Source organism: Aeromonas media, assembly GCF_000819985.1.
Lineage (GTDB): Bacteria > Pseudomonadota > Gammaproteobacteria > Enterobacterales > Aeromonadaceae > Aeromonas > Aeromonas media.
On the sequence record NZ_CDBZ01000132.1, the window covers coordinates 86,411 to 110,578 of the forward strand.

Annotated in this window: 25 protein-coding genes; 13 read left to right on the top strand and 12 right to left on the bottom strand. The window is 61.4% G+C overall.

Going from position 1 to position 24,168, the window contains the following annotated elements:
- Positions 1–6: 6 nt before the first annotated feature.
- The 4 genes from BN1127_RS11360 to BN1127_RS11375 all read right to left on the bottom strand — a co-directional run bounded on the left by BN1127_RS11360 (position 7) and on the right by BN1127_RS11375 (position 3,619).
- A complete protein-coding gene (locus tag BN1127_RS11360) occupies positions 7–1,326 on the bottom strand; it encodes a maltoporin (RefSeq protein ID WP_042649533.1) in 1,320 nt (439 codons plus the stop codon).
- A 520-nt stretch (positions 1,327–1,846) separates the two neighbouring features.
- A complete protein-coding gene (locus BN1127_RS11365) occupies positions 1,847–2,287 on the bottom strand; it encodes a flavodoxin (protein WP_042649534.1) in 441 nt (146 codons plus the stop codon).
- 185 nt (positions 2,288–2,472) lie between these two features.
- The gene (truC, locus tag BN1127_RS11370; protein ID WP_041206262.1) at positions 2,473–3,219 is read right to left on the bottom strand and encodes a tRNA pseudouridine(65) synthase TruC; all 747 of its coding nucleotides are present in this window, start codon (positions 3,217–3,219) and stop codon (positions 2,473–2,475) included.
- A 64-nt stretch (positions 3,220–3,283) separates the two neighbouring features.
- Entirely contained in the window at positions 3,284–3,619 is a 336-nt protein-coding gene (locus BN1127_RS11375; RefSeq protein ID WP_025327927.1) for a YqcC family protein, read from the bottom strand.
- A gap of 212 nt (positions 3,620–3,831) precedes the next feature.
- Between BN1127_RS11375 and BN1127_RS11380 the strand changes: the two genes are divergently transcribed.
- The 5 genes from BN1127_RS11380 (at position 3,832) to BN1127_RS11400 (ending at position 6,815) form a co-directional block, all read left to right on the top strand.
- Positions 3,832–4,860 (top strand): DUF3549 family protein, encoded by a 1,029-nt coding sequence (locus BN1127_RS11380; RefSeq protein WP_042649560.1) that lies wholly within the window; start codon positions 3,832–3,834, stop codon positions 4,858–4,860.
- Positions 4,861–4,931: 71 nt separating this feature from the next.
- Entirely contained in the window at positions 4,932–5,228 is a 297-nt protein-coding gene (locus tag BN1127_RS11385; RefSeq protein WP_041206263.1) for a DUF3301 domain-containing protein, read from the top strand.
- 66 nt (positions 5,229–5,294) lie between these two features.
- Positions 5,295–5,531: a DUF2789 domain-containing protein gene (locus BN1127_RS11390; protein ID WP_042649535.1), complete on the top strand. Its 237-nt coding sequence runs from the start codon at positions 5,295–5,297 to the stop codon at positions 5,529–5,531.
- Positions 5,532–5,723: 192 nt separating this feature from the next.
- Positions 5,724–6,020 (top strand): hypothetical protein, encoded by a 297-nt coding sequence (locus BN1127_RS11395; protein ID WP_041207059.1) that lies wholly within the window; start codon positions 5,724–5,726, stop codon positions 6,018–6,020.
- Positions 6,021–6,029: 9 nt separating this feature from the next.
- Entirely contained in the window at positions 6,030–6,815 is a 786-nt protein-coding gene (locus BN1127_RS11400; protein WP_042649536.1) for a Zn-ribbon-containing protein, read from the top strand.
- Between the two features lie 91 nt (positions 6,816–6,906).
- Here BN1127_RS11400 and syd read toward each other — a convergent pair whose 3' ends face one another.
- A complete protein-coding gene (syd, locus tag BN1127_RS11405) occupies positions 6,907–7,455 on the bottom strand; it encodes a SecY-interacting protein (protein ID WP_042649537.1) in 549 nt (182 codons plus the stop codon).
- A gap of 105 nt (positions 7,456–7,560) precedes the next feature.
- On the opposite strand from syd, the gene queF reads away from it, so the two are divergent.
- The 7 genes from queF to BN1127_RS11440 all read left to right on the top strand — a co-directional run bounded on the left by queF (position 7,561) and on the right by BN1127_RS11440 (position 16,644).
- Positions 7,561–8,409 (top strand): NADPH-dependent 7-cyano-7-deazaguanine reductase QueF, encoded by an 849-nt coding sequence (gene queF / locus BN1127_RS11410; protein ID WP_042649538.1) that lies wholly within the window; start codon positions 7,561–7,563, stop codon positions 8,407–8,409.
- Positions 8,410–8,523: 114 nt separating this feature from the next.
- The gene (locus BN1127_RS11415) at positions 8,524–10,794 is read left to right on the top strand and encodes a hypothetical protein (protein WP_042649539.1); all 2,271 of its coding nucleotides are present in this window, start codon (positions 8,524–8,526) and stop codon (positions 10,792–10,794) included.
- A gap of 85 nt (positions 10,795–10,879) precedes the next feature.
- On the top strand, positions 10,880–12,475 hold the full coding sequence (locus BN1127_RS11420; RefSeq protein ID WP_042649540.1) for a GGDEF domain-containing protein: 1,596 nt from the start codon (positions 10,880–10,882) through the stop codon (positions 12,473–12,475).
- 158 nt (positions 12,476–12,633) lie between these two features.
- Positions 12,634–13,989 (top strand): nucleotide 5'-monophosphate nucleosidase PpnN, encoded by a 1,356-nt coding sequence (gene ppnN / locus BN1127_RS11425; protein ID WP_041206266.1) that lies wholly within the window; start codon positions 12,634–12,636, stop codon positions 13,987–13,989.
- Positions 13,990–14,121: 132 nt separating this feature from the next.
- Positions 14,122–14,931 carry a flap endonuclease Xni gene (gene xni / locus BN1127_RS11430; protein WP_005330737.1) on the top strand — a complete coding sequence of 270 codons (810 nt, stop codon included), beginning with the start codon at positions 14,122–14,124 and terminating at the stop codon, positions 14,929–14,931.
- 142 nt (positions 14,932–15,073) lie between these two features.
- Positions 15,074–16,081 carry an isocitrate dehydrogenase gene (locus BN1127_RS11435; protein ID WP_005330735.1) on the top strand — a complete coding sequence of 336 codons (1,008 nt, stop codon included), beginning with the start codon at positions 15,074–15,076 and terminating at the stop codon, positions 16,079–16,081.
- Between the two features lie 119 nt (positions 16,082–16,200).
- On the top strand, positions 16,201–16,644 hold the full coding sequence (locus tag BN1127_RS11440; protein WP_042649541.1) for a hypothetical protein: 444 nt from the start codon (positions 16,201–16,203) through the stop codon (positions 16,642–16,644).
- Positions 16,645–16,725: 81 nt separating this feature from the next.
- Here BN1127_RS11440 and rlmM read toward each other — a convergent pair whose 3' ends face one another.
- The 6 genes from rlmM to dinB form a co-directional block, all read right to left on the bottom strand.
- The gene (gene rlmM, locus BN1127_RS11445) at positions 16,726–17,820 is read right to left on the bottom strand and encodes a 23S rRNA (cytidine(2498)-2'-O)-methyltransferase RlmM (RefSeq protein WP_025327941.1); all 1,095 of its coding nucleotides are present in this window, start codon (positions 17,818–17,820) and stop codon (positions 16,726–16,728) included.
- Positions 17,813–18,205, bottom strand: coding sequence for a DUF423 domain-containing protein (locus BN1127_RS11450; protein ID WP_042649542.1), 393 nt, complete (start codon positions 18,203–18,205; stop codon positions 17,813–17,815). Before BN1127_RS11450 ends, rlmM begins: the two co-directional genes overlap by 8 nt.
- A gap of 34 nt (positions 18,206–18,239) precedes the next feature.
- Positions 18,240–18,878, bottom strand: coding sequence for an alpha/beta family hydrolase (locus tag BN1127_RS11455; RefSeq protein ID WP_378002233.1), 639 nt, complete (start codon positions 18,876–18,878; stop codon positions 18,240–18,242).
- Between the two features lie 4 nt (positions 18,879–18,882).
- Positions 18,883–19,803, bottom strand: coding sequence for a transcriptional regulator GcvA (locus BN1127_RS11460; protein ID WP_042649544.1), 921 nt, complete (start codon positions 19,801–19,803; stop codon positions 18,883–18,885).
- A gap of 282 nt (positions 19,804–20,085) precedes the next feature.
- Positions 20,086–22,221, bottom strand: a complete 2,136-nt coding sequence (locus BN1127_RS11465) for a methyl-accepting chemotaxis protein (protein ID WP_042649545.1) — start codon at positions 22,219–22,221, stop codon at positions 20,086–20,088.
- A 66-nt stretch (positions 22,222–22,287) separates the two neighbouring features.
- Entirely contained in the window at positions 22,288–23,340 is a 1,053-nt protein-coding gene (gene dinB, locus BN1127_RS11470; protein WP_042649546.1) for a DNA polymerase IV, read from the bottom strand.
- 288 nt (positions 23,341–23,628) lie between these two features.
- On the opposite strand from dinB, the gene BN1127_RS11475 reads away from it, so the two are divergent.
- Positions 23,629–23,838 carry a hypothetical protein gene (locus BN1127_RS11475; protein WP_042649547.1) on the top strand — a complete coding sequence of 70 codons (210 nt, stop codon included), beginning with the start codon at positions 23,629–23,631 and terminating at the stop codon, positions 23,836–23,838.
- Positions 23,839–23,911: 73 nt separating this feature from the next.
- Here the strand turns inward: BN1127_RS11475 and nqrM are convergent, their stop codons facing one another.
- Positions 23,912–24,136: a (Na+)-NQR maturation NqrM gene (gene nqrM / locus BN1127_RS11480; RefSeq protein WP_005330718.1), complete on the bottom strand. Its 225-nt coding sequence runs from the start codon at positions 24,134–24,136 to the stop codon at positions 23,912–23,914.
- Positions 24,137–24,168: the final 32 nt, after the last annotated feature.

Below are 24,168 nucleotides of genomic sequence, written 5' to 3' on the forward strand. Positions count from 1 at the left end.
TATTGCTTACCACCAGGCTTCTGCTTGTACGCCAACCTGATAGGTGTCTTTGGAGGTGTTGCCTTCGAACACTTCTTTGTCTTCATCATTCGCCAGATAGGAGGCGAACACGCGGATCTCCGGACGGGCCCAGAAGCTGGAGCCAGCGGACCAGGCCTGAGCCAGGGTCAGCTTGTAGCCAGCATCCTTGTCATCGGCAGCGCCATTGTTGTAGCTGGTCTTGTCCTTGAAGTAACCGCCTTCGAAGATGGTCTTGTTGAAGTCATCCCACTTGTACATCGGACGAACAACGACGGACATGGTTTCGGTCTTGTCGTTGGTATCCCACATCTCGTTGCCTACCCCGTAGACCAGCTGGTGACCCATCTCCCAGGAGTTGCCCATCGGGATGACGCCCCAGTTGATGAAGCGGTAGCCATCGGCACCGTCTTTGGCCTCGGCACCGTACCAGGAGCCATCACCGTAGTAGGCCATGGTCTTGGAGTAGCCTTCGGTGCCGTACTGCAGCACTGTTTTGTTGAAGCCGCCCAGCACACCCTGGGTCAGTTCGGCGGTCAACATGACACCGTTCTTCATGTTGTCGTTTTTCAGTTCTTTCTGTGCGTCGGTCTCGTTGACCAGGGCATACATGGCGCCCACTTCCAGGGAGCCGTCTTGCCACAGCGGGATACCGGCATAACGCGCGTCCAGGGTGTTGACGTTCAGATCTTCATTCTTCTGATAAACCGGGTTGGCGACAGTACCAGTGTTGGTGTACTGACCGAACACATCGGCCGCGCTGCGGTCGTTGCGGATCCAGGCGAGGGAGACCTTGCCAGGACCAGCTTGGATACCTTCGATACCGGCACCGGCACCGGAGATGTTCCAGTAGTAGAAGTCAGAGATGTGGATGTCATGACGTTGGTAGAAACGCTTACCAGCCCAGAGGGTGGCTTCCGGCGCGAAGCCCAGCAGACCCTTGGCTTGAACGTTGAACTGACGCAGCGCGAAGTCGGAGTCGCCGTTGCACTGTTTGGCGTCGAAGTTGCAGACGGTACCGGTGCCTTCCCAGTCATTGGAACCGTTGGAGGTCATGGCAAACATGGAGTCTACATAGAAAGTCTTGCCATCTTTGTTGAAGACTTCCTGACCCAGTTGCACTTCGCCGTAGGTATCATTTTCGTTACCCAGACGGCCAACCTTGTTGACGTTGTATTTAACCATGTCCCCGTCACCGGAAACACCAACACCTGAACGGAAGTAGCCGTGGAAATCAACGGCGAAGGCGGCTTGGGAAGCCAGGGCAGCGGTTACTGCTGCTGCAATCGGGAGCCACTTTGCTTTCATTTTCATTTTCCTTATTCCCGCTGGGAGTGTGATCCTGATATTCAAGTTCTTATCACTGAAAAACGTTTCAGCGATAACCGGGGTCGATTATATGTAGCCAATTTCGCGACAAACATGAGCTGATTCACAAAACGGTGACAAATCGCGCGCCCCCATCATGGAGGACGAACACCGACATCAAAAAGGCACAACCAAGCAATAAAAAACCCAAAAAACACAAAAAAAAGCAAAACAACACCAAAGAAAGCGCTTTCAAATATTAATTTGCGATGAAGATTAAGTATTTTATCGATCGAATAGTGACGAAAACATGATTGAAATCGCTTTCAGTGCGGAACTTTTAATTTTCTGACGTGTCGCCGTTCTGATGAATATGGGGATGAGAAATCCGATCTGGCGAGGGAAAAATAACCTGACAAAGTGCGGGATATATTTCAAAGAAGGTTAAGTGAGTCCCAAAATAACACGCCCCCGTCAGCAAGCTCACGGGGGCGAAATTTAAAATACGCTGACAATCCGGTTACAGCTTATTTTCCCAGGTTTTCAACCAGGCCAGCGCCGCGACTTCCGGTTCATCCTCCACCGTTGCGTCTATCTCCAGGCGCGGCACCAGCGCGTCGGCAGCCAACTCCTGCAACAGTTCATCGAGCCTGCGCCCAGCCCCGCAGAAATGTTCATAACTGCTATCCCCCATGGCAATGAGGGCATAACGCCATCCCTTCATATAAGGAGCGCGATCGGCCAGGGCCGTGGCGAAGGGTTGCAGATTGGGAGGAATATCCCCCTGCCCCGTGGTAGCGCTGACGATCAGCAAGAAGCGGGACGCATCTATGTCAGTCAACTCTGCTTCGTCGAAGAGCTGGCAGACATGCCCCTGGGCTTGCAGGTGATCCCGCAGTGTCTCGGCCACCAGCATGGCCGAGCCATAGACGCTACCGACCAGGATATCGATGTCGGCCATCAGCGACTCCTCGAACGAAGGATAAGTCCCGGCTCTGGCACCCTGTCCGGAGTCTTGGCCCCGGACAGGGTCTGGGTACTCGGGGTTGCTAGCGGGGTATCTCGTTGAGCCATAAGTGGTTCCTCTGACGAACGTGGCCTACAGCATGCCACAGCCCGGTCAGAGGCCACAAATGATGACGGGTATCAGGCGCCGTAGTCGCTCTCGCTGGCGGGCCACCCCAGCCTGGCGAACAGGCCCAGTACCTCTGGACCAAGTGGCGCCTGGATCCGCATCGGCACCTTGAGCACAGGGTGTTCGAAGCTCAAGCGGTGGGCGACCAGCAGCAGCCGCTCGCAACCATAGTGCTCGCGAAAGAAGCGATTATGCCGGCCATCACCATGGGTGGTGTCACCGACGATGGGGTGGAACAGGTGATCCAGATGACGACGCAGCTGATGCTTGCGACCCGTCTTTGGGAAGAGCCGAACCAGGCTATAGCGACTGGTGGGATGCTTCTTGGAGACGGCATGGGGCAGCTCGACCTGGTGCAGGCGACGAAACGCCGTCACCGCCTCCTGGGCGGGGCGATCGGGGTCGCTCATGGCGTCGGCTATCTTGTCCAGCTGCTCCTTGAGGGGATAGTCGATCAGCCCCTGTTCGGGGGCCCAGCCCCGCACCAGGGCCAGGTACTCCTTGTGCACCCGACGGGCGGCAAACGCCTCGGTCAGAGTCCGGGCCACCGCGGGATCCAGCGCAAACAGCAACACCCCGGAGGTGGGCCTGTCGAGCCGGTGCACAGGGTAGACATGACGCCCACCGATGAGATCCCGGGTCATCTGCATGGCGAAACGGGTCTCGGCCTTGTCGAGCCAGCTGCGATGCACCAGCAGGCCCGACGGCTTGTTGACCGCCACCAGCCAGTCATCCTGATAGAGCAGGGTCAGCTTCATGCCACCACCCGGGTATCGCCAATGAAGTACGCCGCGGCCAGTGGCTGGGCAGGCAGGGGATTGATCATTGCTCCACCACTTTTCCGGTCAGCAGCAGATCGAAACGACCGATGAGGCGCAGCAGTCCGGCCACCTCGGCCAGCTCGTCCTTGTAGGCTTCGCTCGCCATGGGATAGAGGGATACGCTGGTGGGCAGCGGGGCCTGCAGCAGCACTAGCTGCTCCATGCGCGGGATCAGCACGAACTGCAACCATTGATCGAAGCTCAGGGTATCGACGCAAAACGGCAGCTCGCTCGCCAGCGCCTCAGCCCCCGGATGCTCGGCTTGCCAGCGTTCGAGGCGTTGCAACTCGGCGGTGAGTTCACCCAGCAGACCGGCGACCAGCAAATATTGATTCATCTCGTCCTCTTCCTCGTCTCGACGGTCATCCCGCTGCCAGAGGGCAGGGATCCCGTCTTCTTCAAACACGCATGCCAAAAAGGGGCGCTACTATACACCGCCCCCGGGGTGGCTGCCATGCTGCCATCACTTTCATGGCCCGCACCTGCACCACTGGCTATCTGATGCAGCCTCCTTATAATCGCCCGCATCACATTCAGCCGGATGCCTTCATGTCTGCCATCAATACCCTGACCGAATTTCTGACCCAGGCCGAGACCCAGTTCCAGCTGTTCGACATGGGCCGCCAGGTGCGCCCGCTGGCGAGCGATCTCTTCGTTCGCATCGAACAGCAGCAGGAGCCCTACCCCTGGCCACTGCAACAGCATGCCTGGCTCGGTGTGCACTTCTTCCAGCCAGCCGAATCCAGGCACTACCTCTGGTTCCTCAAGTTTGCCCTCGACGAGCATGGTCTGCTCATCGCCAGCGGCCCCAAGCACTTCATGGATCAGGTGGTCGAGACCCTGGGCTACAAGCTCACCGGCGATCTGGACGAGGAGAAGGCGCAGCGACTGGCCGACAACCCCTACACCTTCCGACCGGCCGAGGCCAAGATGGCCAGCCTGCATGCCAAGCTGGCCCGCCAGCTGGAGCAGGCGCCTTCCGCCTACTACGAGGCCCTCTGCCACTACCTGGCGGCGCCGGGGGAAGAGGGGTGGCAGGCCCTGGGGTTGCAAGGCTTCGCCGATCTGGCGGAGCGGCTGCAGGATGAACGCAATCTGGCCCTGGTGTGCAAGGCGCTGCCAAGGCTCTCTCTGGAGCCGCTCTACGCCCTGTGCCAGAGTCTGGAAAATGCACCGTTGCCCCCGGCGCTGCAGGGTGCCCTGCTCGAGCGCATCGGCAAGGAGCAGGAGTGCGCCGACCCCAATGCCGAGACCCTGGCCTACCTGTGCCGGGCGCTGGCCTCCTGCAACGGCAACAGCCTGCGCACCAACAAGCTGCTGACCCTGCTGCACACCCGGCCGAGCCCGGCCCTGCTGCTCGCCATCGCAGGCCGTCTCTGGCCCGATCTGAAAAAACCCGATCTGCTCGGACTGTTTCTGGAGCAGCTCGCCCTGCAGCCCACCCAGTTCTTCAATCAGGTCTTTGCCGAGCTGGTGACACTACCCGCCCTGCGCAATGATATGCTGGCAAGACTGCGTGACCCCGAGCGCAGCGAGGCCCTCGGCCAGGCCATAGGCCGACTGTTCGCCTCGGTATAACCACTCTCGGTGCGGCCGTGCTTTCCCCAGGAAGCACGGCCCAGGCCATACATCACAGAAGGAACCCGCTGATGGGAGAAATGCTTGGAATCTTGCTGCTTGGCGTCGTCGGCTGGGCCTTCTGGCAACAACGCCGCCAGGCGGAGCTGGCCTGGCAATATATGCGGCGCTACTGCCAGCATCACGATCTGCAACTGCTGTCGCTGGCCCGCACCCATCGGGCTCTGGGGCACAAGCCCCTGCGCCTGCTGACCTATTACCAGTTCGAGTTTTCCAGCGACGGGGAGAGCCATTACCAGGGCCAGCTCTGCATGCAGGGCCTGCATGTCGCCGGGGTCGAGCTGCCGCCCCATCGCCTCCCCTCCTAGCCCATGGGGGCAAGGCCGTGGCGGCTGGCTATAATTCTCGACAATCGCCCTTCAAGGAGACACGAGATGGAATTGCTGACCCATGACATGCCTGCCCTCTTCGCCCAGCTGGGCCTGGCCAATGACGAGATAAGCCTGCACCGCTTCATCCGCGAGCACCCTCTGGACAACCAGACCCTGCTGCCAGAGGCCAGCTTCTGGAGCCCCTCCCAGGCCGCGTTCCTGCGTGACGCGCTCTGGAACGACTCCGACTGGTCCGAAGCCATCGATCAACTGGACGTGATGCTGCGCCAGGCAAACTGAGCCGGCCCGCGTCCCCCGCTTTCCCTAGGGCCGGGGTGTGAACTCTGTGCCCCCAATCACGTCTCACCCCCCTGGCTTCCCCACCTCAACAAACTAAGCCTCCCCCCTTAGCACCGCTTTCCTGATGGGCAGGCTTTGATTAAGCTCTGTGCCACCATCCGCAAGCAGCAAGACAGCAGCGCAGGAGCCAAGATGTCAGCCCAAGAGATCATCCAGATAGCCAACGAACTGAGTGCCAGGGGGATCACCCCCTCCACCGCCATGGTCAAGGCCCGCCTCAGTCACCCCGTGCCCATGGCCGAGCTGCTCAAGGTGTTGAGCCAGTGGAAGCAACAGCCCCAGTCGGCAGACCCGGCCCCGGCCAGCGCACCCGCCGTTGCCGCCCCGGCCCAGGCCGTCGATTTGCAACAGCTGGGCGAGCAGCTCAATCGCCTCGAGCAGAAGGTCGATCGCCTGACCGCCCTGCTGCTCAAACAGCAGCAGGATTGATGCCTCCCCATGTATATCCTCGAACTCAACTTTGAATGCTACCGTGACACCTCCCTCGGCGAGGCCGAGCCGGCTATCGTCAACTACCTCGACATGCTGCGCTACCAGGGGCAGATCCTGGGGAGGGAGTTTCCCACCAGCATGCAGGATGGCGGCTTTGTCACTCGGGTGGTCTGCCCGGAGCAGGACAGTCTTCACCCGGACAACCAGAGCGAGCAGGTCGCGCTGGCCGAACAGGGCCTGCACCAGGCGGGGCTGCTGGCCCCCAAGCCCCAGCTGCTCGGCATGGATCTGCTCTCCGACAGCACGGATCCTTGCAGCCAGGAGGGCGAGCGGCCGAGCTGGATGCTGCTCTACACCAGCTTTGTGCACACGTGCTCTCCCTTGCGCTGCGGCGATCATTTCGCCCCCATTCCGCTCTACCGCCTGCCTGCCATCGCCAACGGCGACCACAAGCAGATCATCAAGTGGCAGGAGGATTGGGAGGCCTGCGATCAGTTGCAGATGAACGGCTCCATTGCCGAGCACGCGGTGCTGCACGAGATCAGCGAGGTGGGCAGCCGCCTGCAGCGCCGGGGCAGCGACCTGGCCAGACGGCTGGAGGGGCTCTGCGGGATCCCGACTTACTACTATCTCTATCGGGTGGGCGGCCTGAGCGCGGCCGAGGAGAAAGCCCGCCCTTGTCCGAGCTGCGGCGGCGAGTGGGCACTGGCAGCGCCATTGCACGAGATCTTCGACTTCAAGTGCGATCCCTGCCGGTTGGTCTCCAACCTCTCCTGGGACTTCAAGGACTAGCTCCACCTGCGCTGTTCCCCCCATGAAAGAAGGGCCTTGCCAGATGGCAAGGCCCTTCTCTTTAATACTGGGCGAGCGAAAAACGGTCCGCTTACTGCGGCAAGGTTTCCAGCCGTGCGAGGAAGGCCGGCAGGGAGGGGGCCAGCACCAGACGGCGACCGGAATCCAGCCACTCCAGCCACACCTGGCCGCTCTCGTTATCGAGCGACACCAGCGTCATCTCGTTGCGGGTGGTGGCGATGAAGAGCGACGGCGTGCGTTTGAGTTTGCGCAGCATCAGCAGGTGGCCGATGAGGTTCTCCTTGAGCAGATCCAGATCGGCCTCGTTCCATGGCAGTATGAGTTCGATGCGCAGCCCCTTGTAGGAGCAGGGGAGCGGGCGGCTGAACCAGTGGCCAAACAGGGCAAGGGCGCTCGGGTGCAGGGTCAGCTCGAGGGCATCTGCCATGGCCGCAAAGTCGGCAGGCACAGGACGACGGTACGGACGCCAGGCCACCCGCCCCTCTCTGGGCTCATCCAGCTCGCAAGGGGAGCGCCAGTCGGCCTCCCACTCGCACAGAGGCAGCCCTCGCCTCGCCTCGCCATCGCGCTGCCAGCGTAAAAAGAACTGCTCCAGGGCAGACAAGACTTGATCCGACATCGATATTCCCCACAATAGCGGCCTCTGATCGCCGCAAGAACCTGACCGAAAAATCCGGGCATTGCACCATCAAACCCTTTATCAGACAAGCGTGAGCACACAAGCATGAGCAAACAAGAGAGATACGCAGGCGCCAGCGCGTTGCAGGGCCTGAGCCTGGGGCAGCAGTCTGCCTACATCAGCCAGTACACCCCGTCCCTGCTGCAACCCGTGCCACGCAGTCTGAATCGCGACGATCTCGGCCTTGGCGAAACGCTGCCCTTCCAGGGCTGTGACGTCTGGACCCTGTACGAACTCTCCTGGCTCAATGCCAAGGGCAAGCCCGTGGTTGCGCTCGGCGAAGTGGCCGTGCCCGCCACCAGCCCTAACCTCATCGAATCCAAGTCGTTCAAGCTCTACCTCAACTCCTTCAACCAGACCCGTTGCGACTCCCTGGAAGCGGTGCAGGTTCTGCTGGCCAAAGACCTGAGCGCCTGCGCCGGAGCTGAGGTGAGCGTCACCCTGTTCCCCCTCGATCAGGCCCCTCACCAGATAGCGCTGCTGCCGGGCGAGTGCATCGACGAGCAGGACATCGAGATCGACAGCTACGAGTTTGACCAGACCCTGCTGCAAGGGGCCGCAGAGGCGGACATAGTGGAGGAGACACTGCACAGCCATCTGCTCAAGTCCAACTGCCTGGTCACCAGCCAGCCGGACTGGGGATCCCTGGTGATCCACTACCGCGGCCCGCGCCTCAATCGGGAGAAGCTGCTGCGCTATCTCATCTCCTTCCGTCAGCACAACGAGTTCCACGAGCAGTGCATAGAGCGCATCTTCATCGACCTCAAGCACTTCTGCGCCCCGCAGCAGCTGACCGTCTATGCCCGCTATACCCGCCGCGGGGGCCTGGACATCAACCCCTTCCGCAGCGACTGGGAACCCGTGCCCGCCAACCTGCGCCTCATCCGCCAGTAAACCCGGCGCGACAAGCCAGGGGATCAGGCCCATCACCCATGTCAGCAATGAACTCTGGACGGGCGGGGGTGGGCTTGGATAACATGCCTGCACCTCCGTGCCGTTCTTAATCCAATGAATCAACTGTTTTTTCTGGCAATGATGATGTCCTCCCTGTCGGCTCCGGATCTGGATCTGGCCAAGGAGCAGTTGTCTATCGATCTGCAGCAGGCACAGACCCTGGTGCTGAGCGATCCCGCCAGATGTGTCCAGATTGCCACCTCCTTCCTCGAACGCACGGCCAATAACCCCAAGCAGATCATCAGCAACCGTCAGGAGTACGGCTATCGGGAGCCGATCCTGAGCTATGGCACTGCGACCCAGACCACGGGGGCCTACCTGCTTCAGGGTGAGTGCCTGCAGCAGCTGGGACAGCGCCAGCCGGCCCAGGACGCCTTCGACAAGGGCATCGCCATGGCCGAGAAGGAGCAGCAGTTCGAGCTGCAGGCCCATGGTCTCTATCTCAAGATCCGCAGCAGGGAGATGCAGGAGCATGCCCCTGGCGCCAGCACGATGGCGCTCGAACAGCTTGACAAACTGCTGACCAACCCAGGCCTCAAAGAGAGCCAGCTGCAGGTGTACAGCCGCCTGTTGCACGTCAACGCCAGCATGGAGGGGCGGCAGTTCGATCTGGCCAAGCGCCAGCTGACCGAGGCGCGTCAATGGGCAGAGCAGGCCAAGAATCCCCTGGCCAGGGCTTGGGTCAGCGCCGTGGGAGGGGACCTCTATCAGGCGCTCGGGCAGCCCCAACTCGCCCTCGGGGAGTATATCGATGCCCAGCAGCAGGCAAAGAATCTGCAGGATCCCCTGTTCCTCGGCCTGCTGTCGAACCAGATGATCAGCCTCTATCAGGCAGAGCAGGAGCCGCAAAAGGCGCTGCAGTATGCCAACGAGGCGGCCAACTACTTCCATGCCCTCGGCAACCCCTCCCTGCTGAGCGACGCCCTGATAGTGCTCGCCCGCCTCAACCGGGATCAGAGGGAGATGAACATGGCGCTGGTCTACTTCTTCAATGCCCTGGATCTGCTGGACGAGGGCAACAACCGCACCCGCATCGCCCACCTCAAGTTCGAGATAGGCAAAACCTATCTGCAGACCGGCAACCTGACCCTGGCCCGCAACTACCTCAACGCGGCGCGCCAGTCCCACGAGCAGGGGGACGACAAGGAGTCACTGATCGACACCCTGTTGCTGCTCGGCGAGCTGCACCTCAAGCAGCAGGAGGCGGGCATCGCCATCCTGCAGCTGGAGAATGCCCTGACCCTGGCCAACCGGCTTGGCGACATCCGCCGCCAGTTTGAAATCTTCCGGCTGCTCGCCATCGCCTACGAGCAGAAGGGCTACCTCCAGCAGGCCCTCGAGAGCTACAAGAATTATCACCAGCGCAGCGAGCTGGTCCGCCAGCAGCAGCTCGATCTGGAGCAGGAGGCGGTCCGCGACAACTACGCCCAGGTGGAACGCGCCCAGCAGGTCAAGGAGCTGGAGCAGCGCCTCGACCAGAGCCGGCATCAGCAGGAGCGCTATCTCTGGACCAGCGTCAGCACGGGCCTGCTGCTGGTTCTGTTCATCTACCTGTTCTTCACCCTCTGGCTCAAGCTGCGGGTCGCCCGCCTCAATGCCAGACAGCTGGGCGAGGCCCTGCTCATCGAGCCGCGCAGCGGCCTGGCCAACTGGCAGCGGCTGATGAGCCGCTGGCCTCGCGAGATGGCCAAGCGTCAGCAAAAATCCGATCGCTGGTACCTGAGCGAGCGGCCCACCAGCGAGTTTGACGACAAGCTCCACTACCTGCTGTTCCGGGTACCCTTCCTGGTCAACAACCTGGAGCAGCATGGATATCAGGTCAGCCGCGAGATTGAGCAGGCCTTCGGCCACTATATCAATCAGCTGACCCCCCAGGATGGCCGCATCTACGATCTGCGCGAGGGACACCTGCTCTATGTGGTGCCCCAGCGCCACGTGGCCCAGTTGCACCAGCTGGCGCAAGAGCTGCTGGACACCCTGGCCGCCTTCCCCTGCGAATACCCGCTGGACAGGCACATCAGCCTCGGCATCGTCAGCCATCCCTTCCTGCCCAAGGCGGCGATGGCCCTCGACCATCACGGCCTGTTCGACCTCTGTTATCTGGCGCTTTCGGGGGCCATGCAACTCAGTGAAAAATACCAGCAGAGCGTCTGGTTGGAGCTGGCGGCCATCGATTGCCAACAGGCCGCATTTTTTAATGGCGATGTGTGGCAATGCTGCTTGATGGCAATTGACAAGGGACTGGTAAAAGTAAATTCTTCTCATGAAAAGCAATGGGTTAATTGGCTTCTGCTTTCACGGACGAAAGCGCCGGATAAGCCATGACAACAAGGTACTCAACGGGGTCTTTCATTGGCTTACTGTTGCTGGACGACACAAAAACGATAATGACAACAGGGCGACCTGAACAATGAATGATATCGCTGCCGTAACAGGACAACTGGCAAGACTCAGGGAATCCCTTCAGCAAAAACAGCAGGAGCTCGATGGCATGGCCACGTTCTCCGATGCCGAGCGCACCCGCAGCATCCAGTTTATCGGCAAGCTGATGCAGGCCTGCCGTGGTCACGATCGTGAATTGGACAACCGACTCGCCAAGCTCAAGCAGAAGCTCGATGGCAATCCCCCGCTGTCATCGCTCGACGCCGACCTCGCGGTCATCGAGAAGCTGTTGCAGCAACATGGTCACGCCATGGAGGAGTCCATCAGTCTGACCCGGGCCGCCATAGAACTGGGCAGCAAGCAGCTCAAGTCCTTGAAGGGCTTCCCGGAAGAGACCCGTCGCTCCCTCAAGGAGTTTCTCGCCAGCCCCGAGGGCTATGGCATCGGCGATCACCAGAAGAAGGTGATCCGCTTGCTGGAGTTCTACCAGCAGGCCATCAAGATCCAGCTGCTGCCACGCCAGCCGCTGCTCGCCCCCGAGATGACCACCGAGCTCTCCAACCCGGCGCCCACCGACTCTTTCGATATCAAGGCCCACGCCCAGATCTCCGATGAGCTGCAGCGGCTCATCACCGAGCTCGACTTTGCCGGCTCCGTGGGCGAGAGCCTGGCGGACATCCGCCGCCAGCTGCTGGGAGGGATCACGCCGCCCCTGCTGGCGGAGATCTGCCTGCAGATCATCGAGCTCATCATTGAGGGGACCCGGGAGGAGCGTAAATCCTCCCAGGCCTTCCTCAGCTCCCTCAACGAGAGCCTCTCCGCGGTACATTTCAACTTTACCGAGTCCCTGGACGAGGGGCGGGCGCTGCAAAATGCCGCCCACCTCAGCGGCCAGGCGCTGGAGCGGGAACTCGCCGCCATCGATCGCACCATGGCGACCCATGACTCCCCGTTGTCCCTCAAGGGAGCCATCTCCAGCCACCTGGATACCATCCGTCGCCTGCAGCAGGAGCGGGAGGCCATGGCCAGCCGCGAGCGTCACCTGCTCACCCACCTCTCCAACATGGAAGCCAAGCTGCGACTGATGAAGGAGGAGACGGCCGAGTACAAGAAGCGGCTCACCATCCAGAAGCACAAGTTGTTCCTCGACAGCCTGACCCAGGTGCACAACCGGGCGGCCCTCGACGAGCGGCTCGAACTCGAATACAAGCGCTGGCTGCGTTACGGCACCCCGCTGTGTCTGGCCATCATCGATATCGATCACTTCAAGAACATCAATGACAACTACGGTCACATGGCCGGAGACAAGGCATTGAAAGTGGTCGCCAAAGCCTTGCAGAACGCCTTGCGCGACACCGACTTCATCGCCCGTTTCGGGGGGGAAGAGTTCGTGGTGTTGCTGCCGAACATCAATCCGGACAAGTTCCAGAAACCCCTGGAGAACCTGCGCCAGACGGTCAAGAGCATTCCGTTCCGCTTCCGGGATGCCAGGGTCGAGATCACCATCTCCATCGGCGCCACCCTGTTCCGCGAAGGAGACCATACCACGGACGCATTCGAGCGCGCCGACAAGGCACTCTACAGCTCCAAAAACTTGGGCCGGGATCAGGTCAATCTGGCCTGAATCCGGATTGAACGACGGCTAAAAAACAGGCAAACGCACTTTTCCCCTATTCCCCTGCCCCACCCCTTGCCTCTACTATCGAAATCGAGGGATGCCATGGCATCCCGTCTTCTCCCCAGGGAAAGCACAACGATAACAAGCGAGTGAAAGGGGAAATTATGATTACACACATCAATCCCGTGGGCAGCATGGACCTGCTGTCCCAACTTGAGGTGGATCGCCTCAAGCAGACCGCCTCCAGCGATATCTATCAACTGTTTCGCAACTGCTCGCTGGCGGTGCTCAACTCCGGCAGCCACACCGACAGCTCCAAAGAGATACTGGAGCGCTTCAAGTCCTTCGACATTCATGTGATCCGGCGCGAGCGCGGGGTCAAACTCGAGCTGTTCAACGCCCCCGAGCACGCCTTCGTCGACGGCGAGATCATTCGCGGCATCCAGGAACACCTGTTCTCCGTGCTGCGCGACATCCTCTATGTCTCGACCCAGCTGGAATCCAACCGCCTGGTCAACCTGACCAACTCCACCCACATCTCCAATGTGGTGTTCGCCATCCTGCGCAACGCCAAGGCGATCCTGCCGGGGGCTGACCCCAACCTGGTGGTCTGCTGGGGCGGTCACTCCATCAACGAGGTGGAGTACCAGTACACTCGCGCCGTGGGCAGCGAGCTGGGCCTGCGAGAGCTCAACATCTGCACCGGCTGCGGGCCTGGAGCCATGGAAGGGCCCATGAAGGGGGCCGCCGTCGGCCACGCCAAGCAGCGGGTGCGCAATGGCCGCTACATCGGCCTCACCGAACCCTCCATCATCGCCGCCGAACCGCCGAACCCCATCGTCAACGAGCTGGTGATACTGCCGGACATCGAGAAGCGACTGGAGGCCTTCGTGCGTCTGGGACACGGCATCATCATCTTCCCGGGCGGGGTCGGCACTGCCGAGGAGCTGCTCTATCTGCTCGGCATCATGATGCACCCGGCCAACGAGCGGCAGCCCATGCCTATCATACTGACCGGTCCGAAGGAGAGCGCCGACTACTTCCGCGCCATCGACGACTTCGTCAAGGCCACCCTGGGTGAACCGGCCACCAGCCTCTACCGCATCATCGTCGGGGATGCCCCGGAAGTGGCGCGGGTGATGAAGGAGGCGATGCCGAAGATCCGCGAATACCGCAAATCGGTGGGGGATGCCTACTCCTTCAACTGGTCCTTGCGCATAGAGCCGGAATTCCAGCTGCCGTTCGAGCCGGATCACGCCAGCATGGCAAGCCTGGATCTGCACCGCAACCAGCCGCCCCAACTGCTGGCGGCAAACCTGAGGCGCGCCTTCTCCGGCATCGTCGCCGGCAACGTCAAGGAGGGAGGCATTCGCGCCATCGAGAAGAAGGGCCCCTTCAAGCTGCACGGCGACAAGGAGCTGATGCACCTGATGGACAGGCTGCTGGAGAGCTTCGTCAGGCAGCAGCGCATGAAGCTGCCTGGCAGCCAGTACATCCCCTGCTACGAAATCGTGAAATAAGGGCACTGCGTCCGTGATGACAGGAGGGGCCCAGTGCCCCTCCTCCACTTCCCGGCCCTGGCGTCCGGGGTTAGCATGACGCCCATCCCTTGTTACAATGGGCCGTCCCGACCGCCAAGAGTGCTCCCTGCCATGCAACACCTCAGGCCACACCTGCTCATCATCGATGCCCTCAACCTCATCCGCCGTCTGCACGCGGTGCAGGCCCAGCAGGCACTGACCCCGGCCCAGGCCCTGATCGCCACCCGCGCCAACCTCATCAATACCTGCAAGAAACTGCTGACCGGCAGCGAGCCGACCCATGTCATCGCCGTGTTTGACGGCGAGGTGCACAGCTGGCGCAAGGAGATCTATCCGGCCTACAAGGAGGGGCGCACCCCCATGCCACAGGAGCTGAGGGAGGGGCTGGCCGACTTGCAGGACGCCTTCTGGGAGTGCGGTGTGGATGCCCTGCTCTCCCAGACCGACGAGGCGGACGATCTCATCGCCACCCTGGCCAGCGGTATTGCCCAGCACGGTGCCAGGGCCACCATCATCTCCACCGACAAGGGCTTCTGCCAGCTCATCTGCCCGCAGATCCGGGTCCGAGATTACTTCAACAAGCGCTGGCTGGATGAGGCCTTCGTCCAGCAGCAATATGGCGTCGCCCCTGCGCAGCTGGTGGACTTCTGGGCCCTGACCGGCATTGGCGGCTCCAACATCAAGGGCGTGCCGGGCATAGGGCCAAAGACGGCGACCCAGCTGTTGCAGCAATATGGCGGTCTGGCCGCCATGCTGGACGCCTGCCAACAAGAAGACGCGAGCAAGCCTCTGCTCAAGCTGCGCCAGCACAGGGAGGATGCCCTGCTGGCCCAGCGGCTGGTGCGGCTGCAGCAGGACATCCCCCTCGGTTTCAACCTGCGGGAGATCCGCTATCCACCCGAGCCCGATTCGGAGGCGTGATCCCCGGCACACAATTCCCCGAAACAGGCCGTACCTGTTGACATAAATGGGAAAAATGTAAAGAAACATGGAGGAAGTGGTGCAAAAATGGTATAAAACCGCCGAATCCTCCCCCTCTGTTCCCTAGAAGTGGATACGTCTCATGTCAAAAAGAAAAATTACCGTCATTCCGGGCGACGGCATAGGCCCCAGCATCATCGAATCCGCCATCCAGATCCTGACCCACGCCGGCTGTGATTTTGACTATGACTATGCCGATGCCGGTCTGGTCGCGCTGGAGAAGCACGGCGAGCTGCTACCCCAGGCCACGCTCGATTTGATTGAGAAGAACAAGGTCAGCCTCAAGGGCCCCCTCACCACGCCGGTCGGTGGTGGCTTCACCTCCATCAACGTCTCCCTGCGCAAGAAGTTCAACCTCTACGCCAACGTGCGTCCGGTGATCTCCTTCAAGGGCACCAGGAGCCGTTACGACAACATCGACATCATCACGGTGCGTGAAAACACCGAGGGCATGTACTCGGGTGCCGGCCAGAAGCGCAGCGATGACAACCAGAGCGCCGAGGCGATGAGCATCATCACCCGCGACGGGGCCGAACGCATCGTCACCTTCGCCTTCGAGCTGGCGCGCCAGGAAGGGCGCAAGAAGGTCACCATCATCCACAAGGCCAACATCCTCAAGTCCACCTCCGGTCTGTTCCTGGAAGTGGCGCGCGAGGTGGCTGCCCGCTATCCGGATATCCAGAACGAAGAGATGATCGTCGACGCCGCCTGCATGAACCTGGTCATGTACCCGGAGCGGTTCGATGTCATGGTCACCACCAACCTGTTCGGCGACATCCTTTCGGATCTCTGCGCCGGTCTGGTGGGGGGCTTAGGCATGGCTCCAGGAGCCAACATCGGTGAGGGCGCCGCCATCTTCGAAGCGGTACACGGCTCGGCGCCGGACATCGCCGGCAAGAACATCGCCAACCCGACCTCGGTGATCCTCGCCTCCATCCAGATGCTGGAATACCTCGGCATGCAGGACAAGGCCGAACGCATCCGCGAGGCAGTACGGGCGACCATCGAATCTGGTGATCGGGTGACCCGGGATCTGGGGGGCACGGCCTCCACCAGCGAATTCACCCAGGCCATCATCGACCGTCTATAAATCATATCTAACTGATTGATTTAAAAAGGGAGCTTAGGCTCCCTTCGTTTTATGCAGGATCCCCCTACCTCCCTTGTCAGATGAATACTATGTTCATATGAGGGATAAGGAGATCCACTATGCGTGCTACCTTCATCTTGCTGATCTTCAGCAGCAGTACCATGGCATTAGACAGGCCCATCGACAACGCCTGGTTGACACCGCCCCCTCAGTTCGAGCAACCGGCCAAGCAGACCTGGCGGTCCACCATAGATACCAACGATCTGCTCAAGAGCCCCAAGCCGCTCTCCCTCGGCGTGGACATCATGACCGACAGCAACGGCACCCAGCGGATCACTGCCTACCAGAAACTCAATCTGACGGCCGAGAAGAGCGTGAGCCTCTCCTTCGAAAAGCACAAGCCCAGGATCAAGTTCAATGCCGGCGGTATCAACACGGCGGTCAAACTCCGGGGTGACGGCGTCAAGATGCAGTTCAATCCCACCGACAAGACCATTCCACTTCAGATCGAGCTCAAGATCACCAATGACGAGTCCATGATGCGTTTCGACTACCGCTTCTGAGGGCGCCAGAAAGCAAAAACCGGACGGGGCTACCCCCGTCCGGTTTTTTTGGCGTCACCCCAGGTGACGCGGGTGCCCGAATCAGGACTTGGGTTCGAGCTTGGAGACCCAGAACTTGTTGTAGACGTGCACCGTGATCTCTTCGCGATCGTGGTAGAGCTGCTTGGCCTGGATCACGAACGCATTGTCGATCTCCTTGAGCATCTCCCGCAGCACCTCTATGTTGTGCACCGCCTCGGCATAGCGCTTCTTCATCGGCAGCTTGAGGTTGAACATGGCTTCCTGGCAGTCGTTCTCGCGGAACCAGTCGGCAATCATGTGAACCACCCGCGCCGGCTTGTCCACCATGTCGCACACCAGCCAGTAGGTGTTCTTCTTGCCAGGCCGCCAGACGAAACCGTCGTCGCGAATGTGCTTGACCTGGCCGGTATCCATCAGAGACTGTGCCATGGAGCCGTTGTCCACCGCAGTCACCATCATGCCACGGCGCACCAGCTGATAGGTCCAGCCGCCCGGGCAGGCGCCCAGATCGACGGCCTTCATGCCGGAGGTGAGACGCAGCTCCCACTCTTCCCGTGGCACGAACACATAGAAGGCCTCTTCCAGCTTGAGGCTGGAGCGGCTCGGGGCGTCCGGCGGGCAGCGCAGACGCGGAATGCCCATGTGGAATTCGGAGTTGTTGAAGGAGTAGGAGTACCCCAGCAACAGGTGATCATTGGCCATGAAGAAGGCGTGGAACACCGGACGGTGCGGCGTCTCCTTCTTGGTCAGGATCTCGTTGCCACGCAGCGCCTGGCGCAGCGGCACCGTGAACTTGCGGCAGAAGGCAGAGAGCTCCTTTGCCTCGTTGGTGTCGGCCGTTTCCACCCGCAGATCGCCACAGATGGCATAGTCACGGGTCGCCTCTATGATGGGGGAAACCCGATCGGAGAGGTCCAGATCCTTCAGCTCATGGGTCACCACCAGCATCTGACGGATGAAGATGAGCTCACGGAACGGCAGCTTGCGGGCCAGCAGATCCGCCTGCTCCTCGTCATACAGCTCGAAAATCACGTAACCGCTGTCGTCCTTGACCCGGGCGAAGCCGTAGCACTGCATGTTGCTGGCTCGTTCGGTGATCTCTGCCGCCGCCTCTTTCTCAAAACCCGGGCGGCAATAAAGCAGCAGATTATTCATTTTTTCCTCCAAGACGACAGCCGGCCCATATCAGAGCCGCCCATCCCAACATAAAACAGAGGCCACCGGCCGGGGTGATAAGCCCCAGCCCCTTGCTGCCAAGCAGCACCATGGCGTAAATACTGCCGGAGAATCCCAGGATCCCCAGCACAAAGGCCGTGCCCGCAAAGGTAATCACCTTGCTGCGCACGCCGCACCACCCCAGCACCAGCAGGGCCAGGGCGTGAAAAAACTGATACTGCACCGCGGTGTTGAACGCCGCCAGCAGTGAAGGGGCTATGCCGGTCGCCGCCAGCCCGTGAGCCCCATAGGCTCCCAGCATGGTGGCCGTCAGGCCGAAACAACCCGCCAGCACCAGCCAATGTCGATGTCGATGGACTTGCATCCTCTCTCCTCGTTCTCTGCGCGCGGCCATCCCTTCAGACGCACCGGAACGGAGTCGCCGCGATAAACCCCTTGATTCGCTCCGCCGCCTCGCGCAGGTTCTCCTGCTCGCTCACGCCGCTGGCCTTCCTCGGCTTGAAGCCATGATCCCCATCGGTCAGCCAGTGGACCGATACGGCGGGGGAGAAGGGGAAATCGGCCAGCTCGGCGCGAGAGCCAAAGGTGTCGCGCTCCCCCTGCAGCAGCAGGGTCGGCGTCGTGATCTGCTTGAGCACCTCACCCCGCCAGCGGTCGGGGCTGGCCGGGGGGTGGAAAGGATACCCGAGAATGAGCAATCCTGCAGCATTCATCTCGTCGCCCCCTTCGTGATAGAGCTCGGCCGCCATCCGCCCCCCCATGGACTTGCCCGCCAGGAACAAGCGGGGATGGGCAAATGCGCGCACCATCTCGCGCCAGTGGGCGAGCAGCACGGGCTGCCGGTCCGGCGGCCTGCGCTTGCCATCCAGGGCCCACTTGCTCATGTAGGGGAAGTTGAAGCGCACCACCTCGATGTCCGGCCCCGCCAGCAGGCGCGACAGCTCGGCGAGGAAGGCGTGGTCCATGCCAGCACCGGCGCCGTGGGCCAGCAGAATGCGAACGGGGGCGTCGCTCGCCCCCTCTCTTGTCACATCCATCCCCTCAGGCATCGGCGAGACGGGCCCGGCGACGGGCTTCCTCCTGCTCCACCAGCTCCAGCATCCAGTCCCGGAAGGCCACTATCTTGCCCTGGTCGGACTGCTGCTCCTGGCACACCAGGTAGAAGGCATTCTTGCTCACCAGCACCTGCTCGAACGGGCAGATGAGGCGGCCCGCTTCGATCTCGGGCTGGGCCAGCACGCTGTGACCGAGCGCCACCCCCTGACCGTGGATCGCCGCCTGGATCACCATGGTGGAGTGGCTGAAGATGGGCCCCTGGTTGACGTTCGGGGCGTCGATGTCGAGCTGACGGAACCAGGCCTTCCAGTCGCGTCGGGAGGTGTCGTGCAGCAGGGTGTGCCTGGTCAGATCCTCCGGGGTGCGCAGGGGCTTAGGGCCGGTTAGCAGCAGCGGTGAACAGACCGGGATCAGGTACTCGGTGTGCAACTTGTCAGAGCGCAGTCCGGGCCAGTTGCCACGGCCGTAGTAGATGGCCACGTCCACGTCGTCGGTCAGGGATCCCTCGTCCATGTCCACAGCCTTGATCCGCACATCGATGTCGGGGTGACGCTCGCTGAACTTCACCAGCCTGGGCACCAGCCACTGGATGGCGAAACTCGGCTGCAGGGAGACGGTGAGCGCCCCCTTGGCGCTGCGGGCCAGCAGCTTGTCGGTGGCCTCGGAGATGGAGGCGAAGATGTCCTTGATGTCGAGGAAGTAGCTCTGCCCCTCCTCGGTCAGCAGCAGGGAGCGGTTCTTGCGACGGAACAGCTTGATGCCGAGGTACTCCTCCAGCGCCTTGATCTGGTGACTGATGGCGGCCTGAGTCACAAACAACTCTTCTGCTGCGCGGGTAAAGCTTAAGTGGCGAGCCGCTGCTTCGAATGCCTTCAGGGCATTGAGCGGGGGTAAACGACGAGACATGACACCAGCCGACGATGAGTTTTTCTAATGGGGCGCATTATAAATTGTCGGTTGCGGGTCGACCAGTGAATAAACATAATTCGCCACGCAATCCGTTGCCATATGGCTCACACCTTCTCTTCCATGTTGGTTTACATGTGGTTTTTGTGAGTGGGCCGACAACGGTTGTGGTGTTGTGTTTCTTCCTCTGCGGGAAGAAGGGCTAAATCGATGCGATTTAACCCAGTCTGTCATCTGAATGTGTTTGGCGCCTCCGGTTGGATGGCGCCTTTTTTCTTATCTCTATACCCTGAACTGCCCCACCAGTTGCTGCTGTTTATCCGCCAGTTGCGACAACTCGCGTCCGTTGTCGGCAGAGCTCGCCGCCTCGGCCCGGATGGTGTGGCTCACATCGCGAATATTGCTGACGTTGCGATTGATCTCGTCCGCCACTCCGCTCTGCTCTTGGGCCGCCCTGGCTATCTGCTCGTTCATCTGATGGATGGTGCCGACCGCCTGGATGATCTGCTCCAGCACGCTGACCGACAGCTCCACCTTGCCAAGCGTCACATCCGCCTGGCTGTGGCCCGTCATGATCGCCTTGACCACAGCCTCGGTGCCCGACTGCAGCTCGGTGATCAGCGTCTGGATCTCGATGATGGCGTTCTGGGTGCGACCGGCCAGGTTGCGCACCTCGTCGGCCACCACCGCGAAGCCGCGACCCTGTTCACCGGCCCGCGCCGCCTCGATGGCGGCATTGAGCGCCAGCAGGTTGGTCTGCTCAGCGATCCCCTGAATGACGACGAGGATATCGTTGATGTTGTCGCTGTTGGCGGCCAACCGCTCTACCACGGGCTTGGCATCGCTGATCACCGCCATCAGCCTGGACATGGCCTGCTGGGTATCGGCGACCACGGATTTGCCCTCCTGGGCCGCCATGTCCGCCTGGTTGGCCGCGCTCACCGCCGAGCTGGCATTGCCCACGACCTGCAGGGCGGTGGCGCTCAGCTCCTCGAACGCCGTCGCCACCAGATCCACCTCCTGATACTGGGACTGCATGCCGGCACTCGTGCGAGCTGCCCCTTGCGCCGCCAGCGCCGCGCTGGCCCGGGTACCGGCCACGGTATCGATCACCTGGCTGATGGTGGACTGCAGCTTGTCCAGGAAGTTGTTGAACCACTTCGCCAGCTCGCCGATCTCGTCATCGCGACGCAGGTCGATACGCTGGGTCAGATCACCCTCGCCGCTGGCGATGTCCTTGAGGCGGGCCACCACGGTGCGGATGGGAGCGACGATGCGCCGGGCCATCAGCCAGATGCAGAGCAGGGCAAGGGCTGAGATGGCCCCACCGATCAACAGCTGGGTGGCGACGCTGCGCTGGGACTGGGTCTCCAGCTCATCCTGCAGTTGCAGGGCGGAGGCGAGCACCACGGTCCGGGGCAGTTCGATATAGATGCCCCACTGACGATCCGTCCCGCGCATGCTGACCGGCACGAAGGTCTGCAACAGGGCGCCATCCGGGCTCCAGCGCGTGACTACCTCCCCCTTGGCGAGCCAGCCGTTGAGATCCGCCGCCAACCCCTGCTGCGCCAGGGTATCCCCAAGGGCGACCTTGAACCCTTCGACCCCGGCCACCCGTCCCTCGTGACTTAGCAGCAGCACCTTGCCCTGCCCGTCATAGAGCGTCTTGTCCATCTCCTCCACCAGGCTTTGCAAGGTAGCCAACGAGATGTCGACCCCGACCATACCGAGCAGATTGCCCTGCTCCAGCAAGGGGGCCGTCACCGAGGTCATCAGCACCTGCCGGGAGCCCACCTCGTCCACATAGGGATCGAGCAAACAGAGAGCCTTGCTGCGAATGCTGCAGCTGTACCAGTCATTCTCCAGGCCGCCGTGCCCGGACGGCTTGTCGTTGGCCAGCAGCGCCTCGTCCATCACCTCCAGGGTCACCTTGCCATCGACTCTGGCCCAGTAGCTGGAGAAGCGTCCCTTGTCGTTGGCCCCGAGCGCCGTCGAGCCCTGATAGTTGTCATCTTCCCCATCGAGCTGGTTGGGTTCGAATACCGCATAGACCCCGAGCAGATTGGCCGACGACTCCGCCGCGTCCTGCAACTGCTGGTTCACGGCACTGCGCAGCGCCTCGGAGTGAACGAAGTTGTCCGCCGCGTTCTTGCGCTGGAACAGGATGCCCTCCGCCAGCAGGGTGGCTCTGAAATAGGCCTCGTCGAGGTAGCTGGTCACTCTGGCAGCCTGGGTGGCCCCCATGGCCTTCATCCAGTTTTCTGCCGCGTGCTGCCCCTCCAGGGTGGTGGAGGTGAGCACCTGTTCCTGCATGCGCGCCGCGTTGAAGAGGGAAGAGGCGACCAGTGCGGCGGCACTGGTCAACAGGCAACAACCGGCGATCAGGGTGATCCGCCCCTGAACAGAAAGAGAACTCATGCCACATTTCCTGACGTCTAAAGATGTAAGTACTGTATCGGTTTTGGAAACAAAAACTTAACCAAATCAACTGAGATCCAGGCTGAGTTGATTGATTTCCCCGGCCCCGGGCAGTCCCACCACCAGCCCGAGCAGACGAATGGGCTTTCCTTGAGACCGTTGCAGCCCCTCGTGCAGCAGATCGTGGAAACGGGTCGCCTGGTAGCTCCCCTTGCGATAGACGGTAGTCTGGTGGAAATCGGCAAACTTCAGCTTGATCCCCTGCCCCATCAACGCCTCCGCAGGGCAAGCCTTGGCAAAGCGCAGCTCCAGCTCGGGAATGAGCCGGCCGAGCACGGCCCGGCAGGCGGCTTCATCCAGCACGTCGCTGGCGAGCGTCGTCTCCACCCCTATGCTCTTGCGTATCCGCCGGGCCTGCACCGGCTGCTCGTCGTGGCCCCAGATGCGACCGGCGAGCATCTCCCCGAGCTTGCCGAAACGGCTCACCAGCTCCTCGTTGCCGAGCTGGCGGGCATCCTCGCAAGAGTAGAGCCCGAGGGACTCCAGCCGTTCCGCTGTCTTGCGGCCGATGCCGGGCAGTTTGCCAAGGGGCAGCTGGCGCACGAACTCGTCCACCTCCTCTGGCCTTATCACGAACAGGCCATCCGGCTTGCGCTGCTCGGAGGCGAGCTTGGCCAGGAACTTGTTCGGCGCCACCCCGGCCGAGGCAGTCAGCCCCAGTTCGAGGGCGATGGCGGCGCGGATCTCGGCCGCCATCAGGGTGGCGCTGCCGCCGCAGTGGGGGCTGTCAGTGACATCGAGGTAGGCTTCATCGAGGGAGAGCGGCTCCACCTGCTCTGTGTAGCGCAGGAAGATGGCTTGCAACTGGCGGGAGGTCTCCTTGTAGACGGTCATCCGCCCGGGGATCAGCACCAGCGGCGGACAGAGCTTCCTGGCCAGGGCGCTCGGCATGGCGGAGCGCACCCCGAAGCGGCGCGCCACATAGTTGCAGGTGGAGATGACGCCGCGCCTGTCGGCCGAGCCGCCGATGGCGAGCGGTACTTCCCGCAGGGCCGGATTGTCCCGCATCTCCACCGCGGCGAAGAAGCAGTCCATGTCGATGTGAATGATCTTGCGCATGCCAGAGTCTGTTGAGCTGTCGGCACCTGCCGCACGGTTGCGACACATGGTGCCAGGTTGAGGCAGGGCTCATCTCGGTGAGCCGGAGGTCACGTCTCGCAGGGTCGCCACCAAGAGCCTGGTTGCGTGCCCCCCGTCACAGCCATGATGAGACGTCAAACACCACTGTATGAATAACCAGTTGGCATCTCATGCTACCCCAGCCCTGTCATTTCTGCCAGCGCACGGGAGGAGGCGGGCGGATAGACTCTCAAGGCACCATCCACATGGAACTCAAGGAGGAGAGAGATGAGAGCAATCTGGCCGGGACTCTGCCTGCTGCTGCCACTGACGGGCATGACCAAGGACCATCCGACCGCCGAGTGCAGTTGGTTGTTTGAACGTATCGAGATACTGGAGAAGGCCATCAAGCAGGGGGACGAGCTGGGCACGAGGGAGGAGTTGGCAAAGCGGAAGGTGGAGTTTCGCAACAAGGCCTGCAGCCAATACGATTACTGAACGCCATGAAAACGCGAGCCGACCCGGGGTCGGCTCGCATGCACTCGATGCCCCCATAAGCGGGCGCTCGCCCTCAGAGGATGCGGTTATCCACCAGCATCTTGCGACGGGCCTCTTCCTTGGCCATCTTCTTCTTGCGATTGTCGCAGGGCTCCGGGCAGTCACACTCCTTCTCGATCCCTATGGTGCCGAGGCCGCCACAGGAGCCGGAGATGGTCTTCTTCTGGAAGATGTAGCCGATGGCCATGGCCACCACCACCACCAGAAACACCCCGAAGGTGATCAGAAAGATCTGCATGGTATTACCCCTTACTGTTCTACCAGATACGG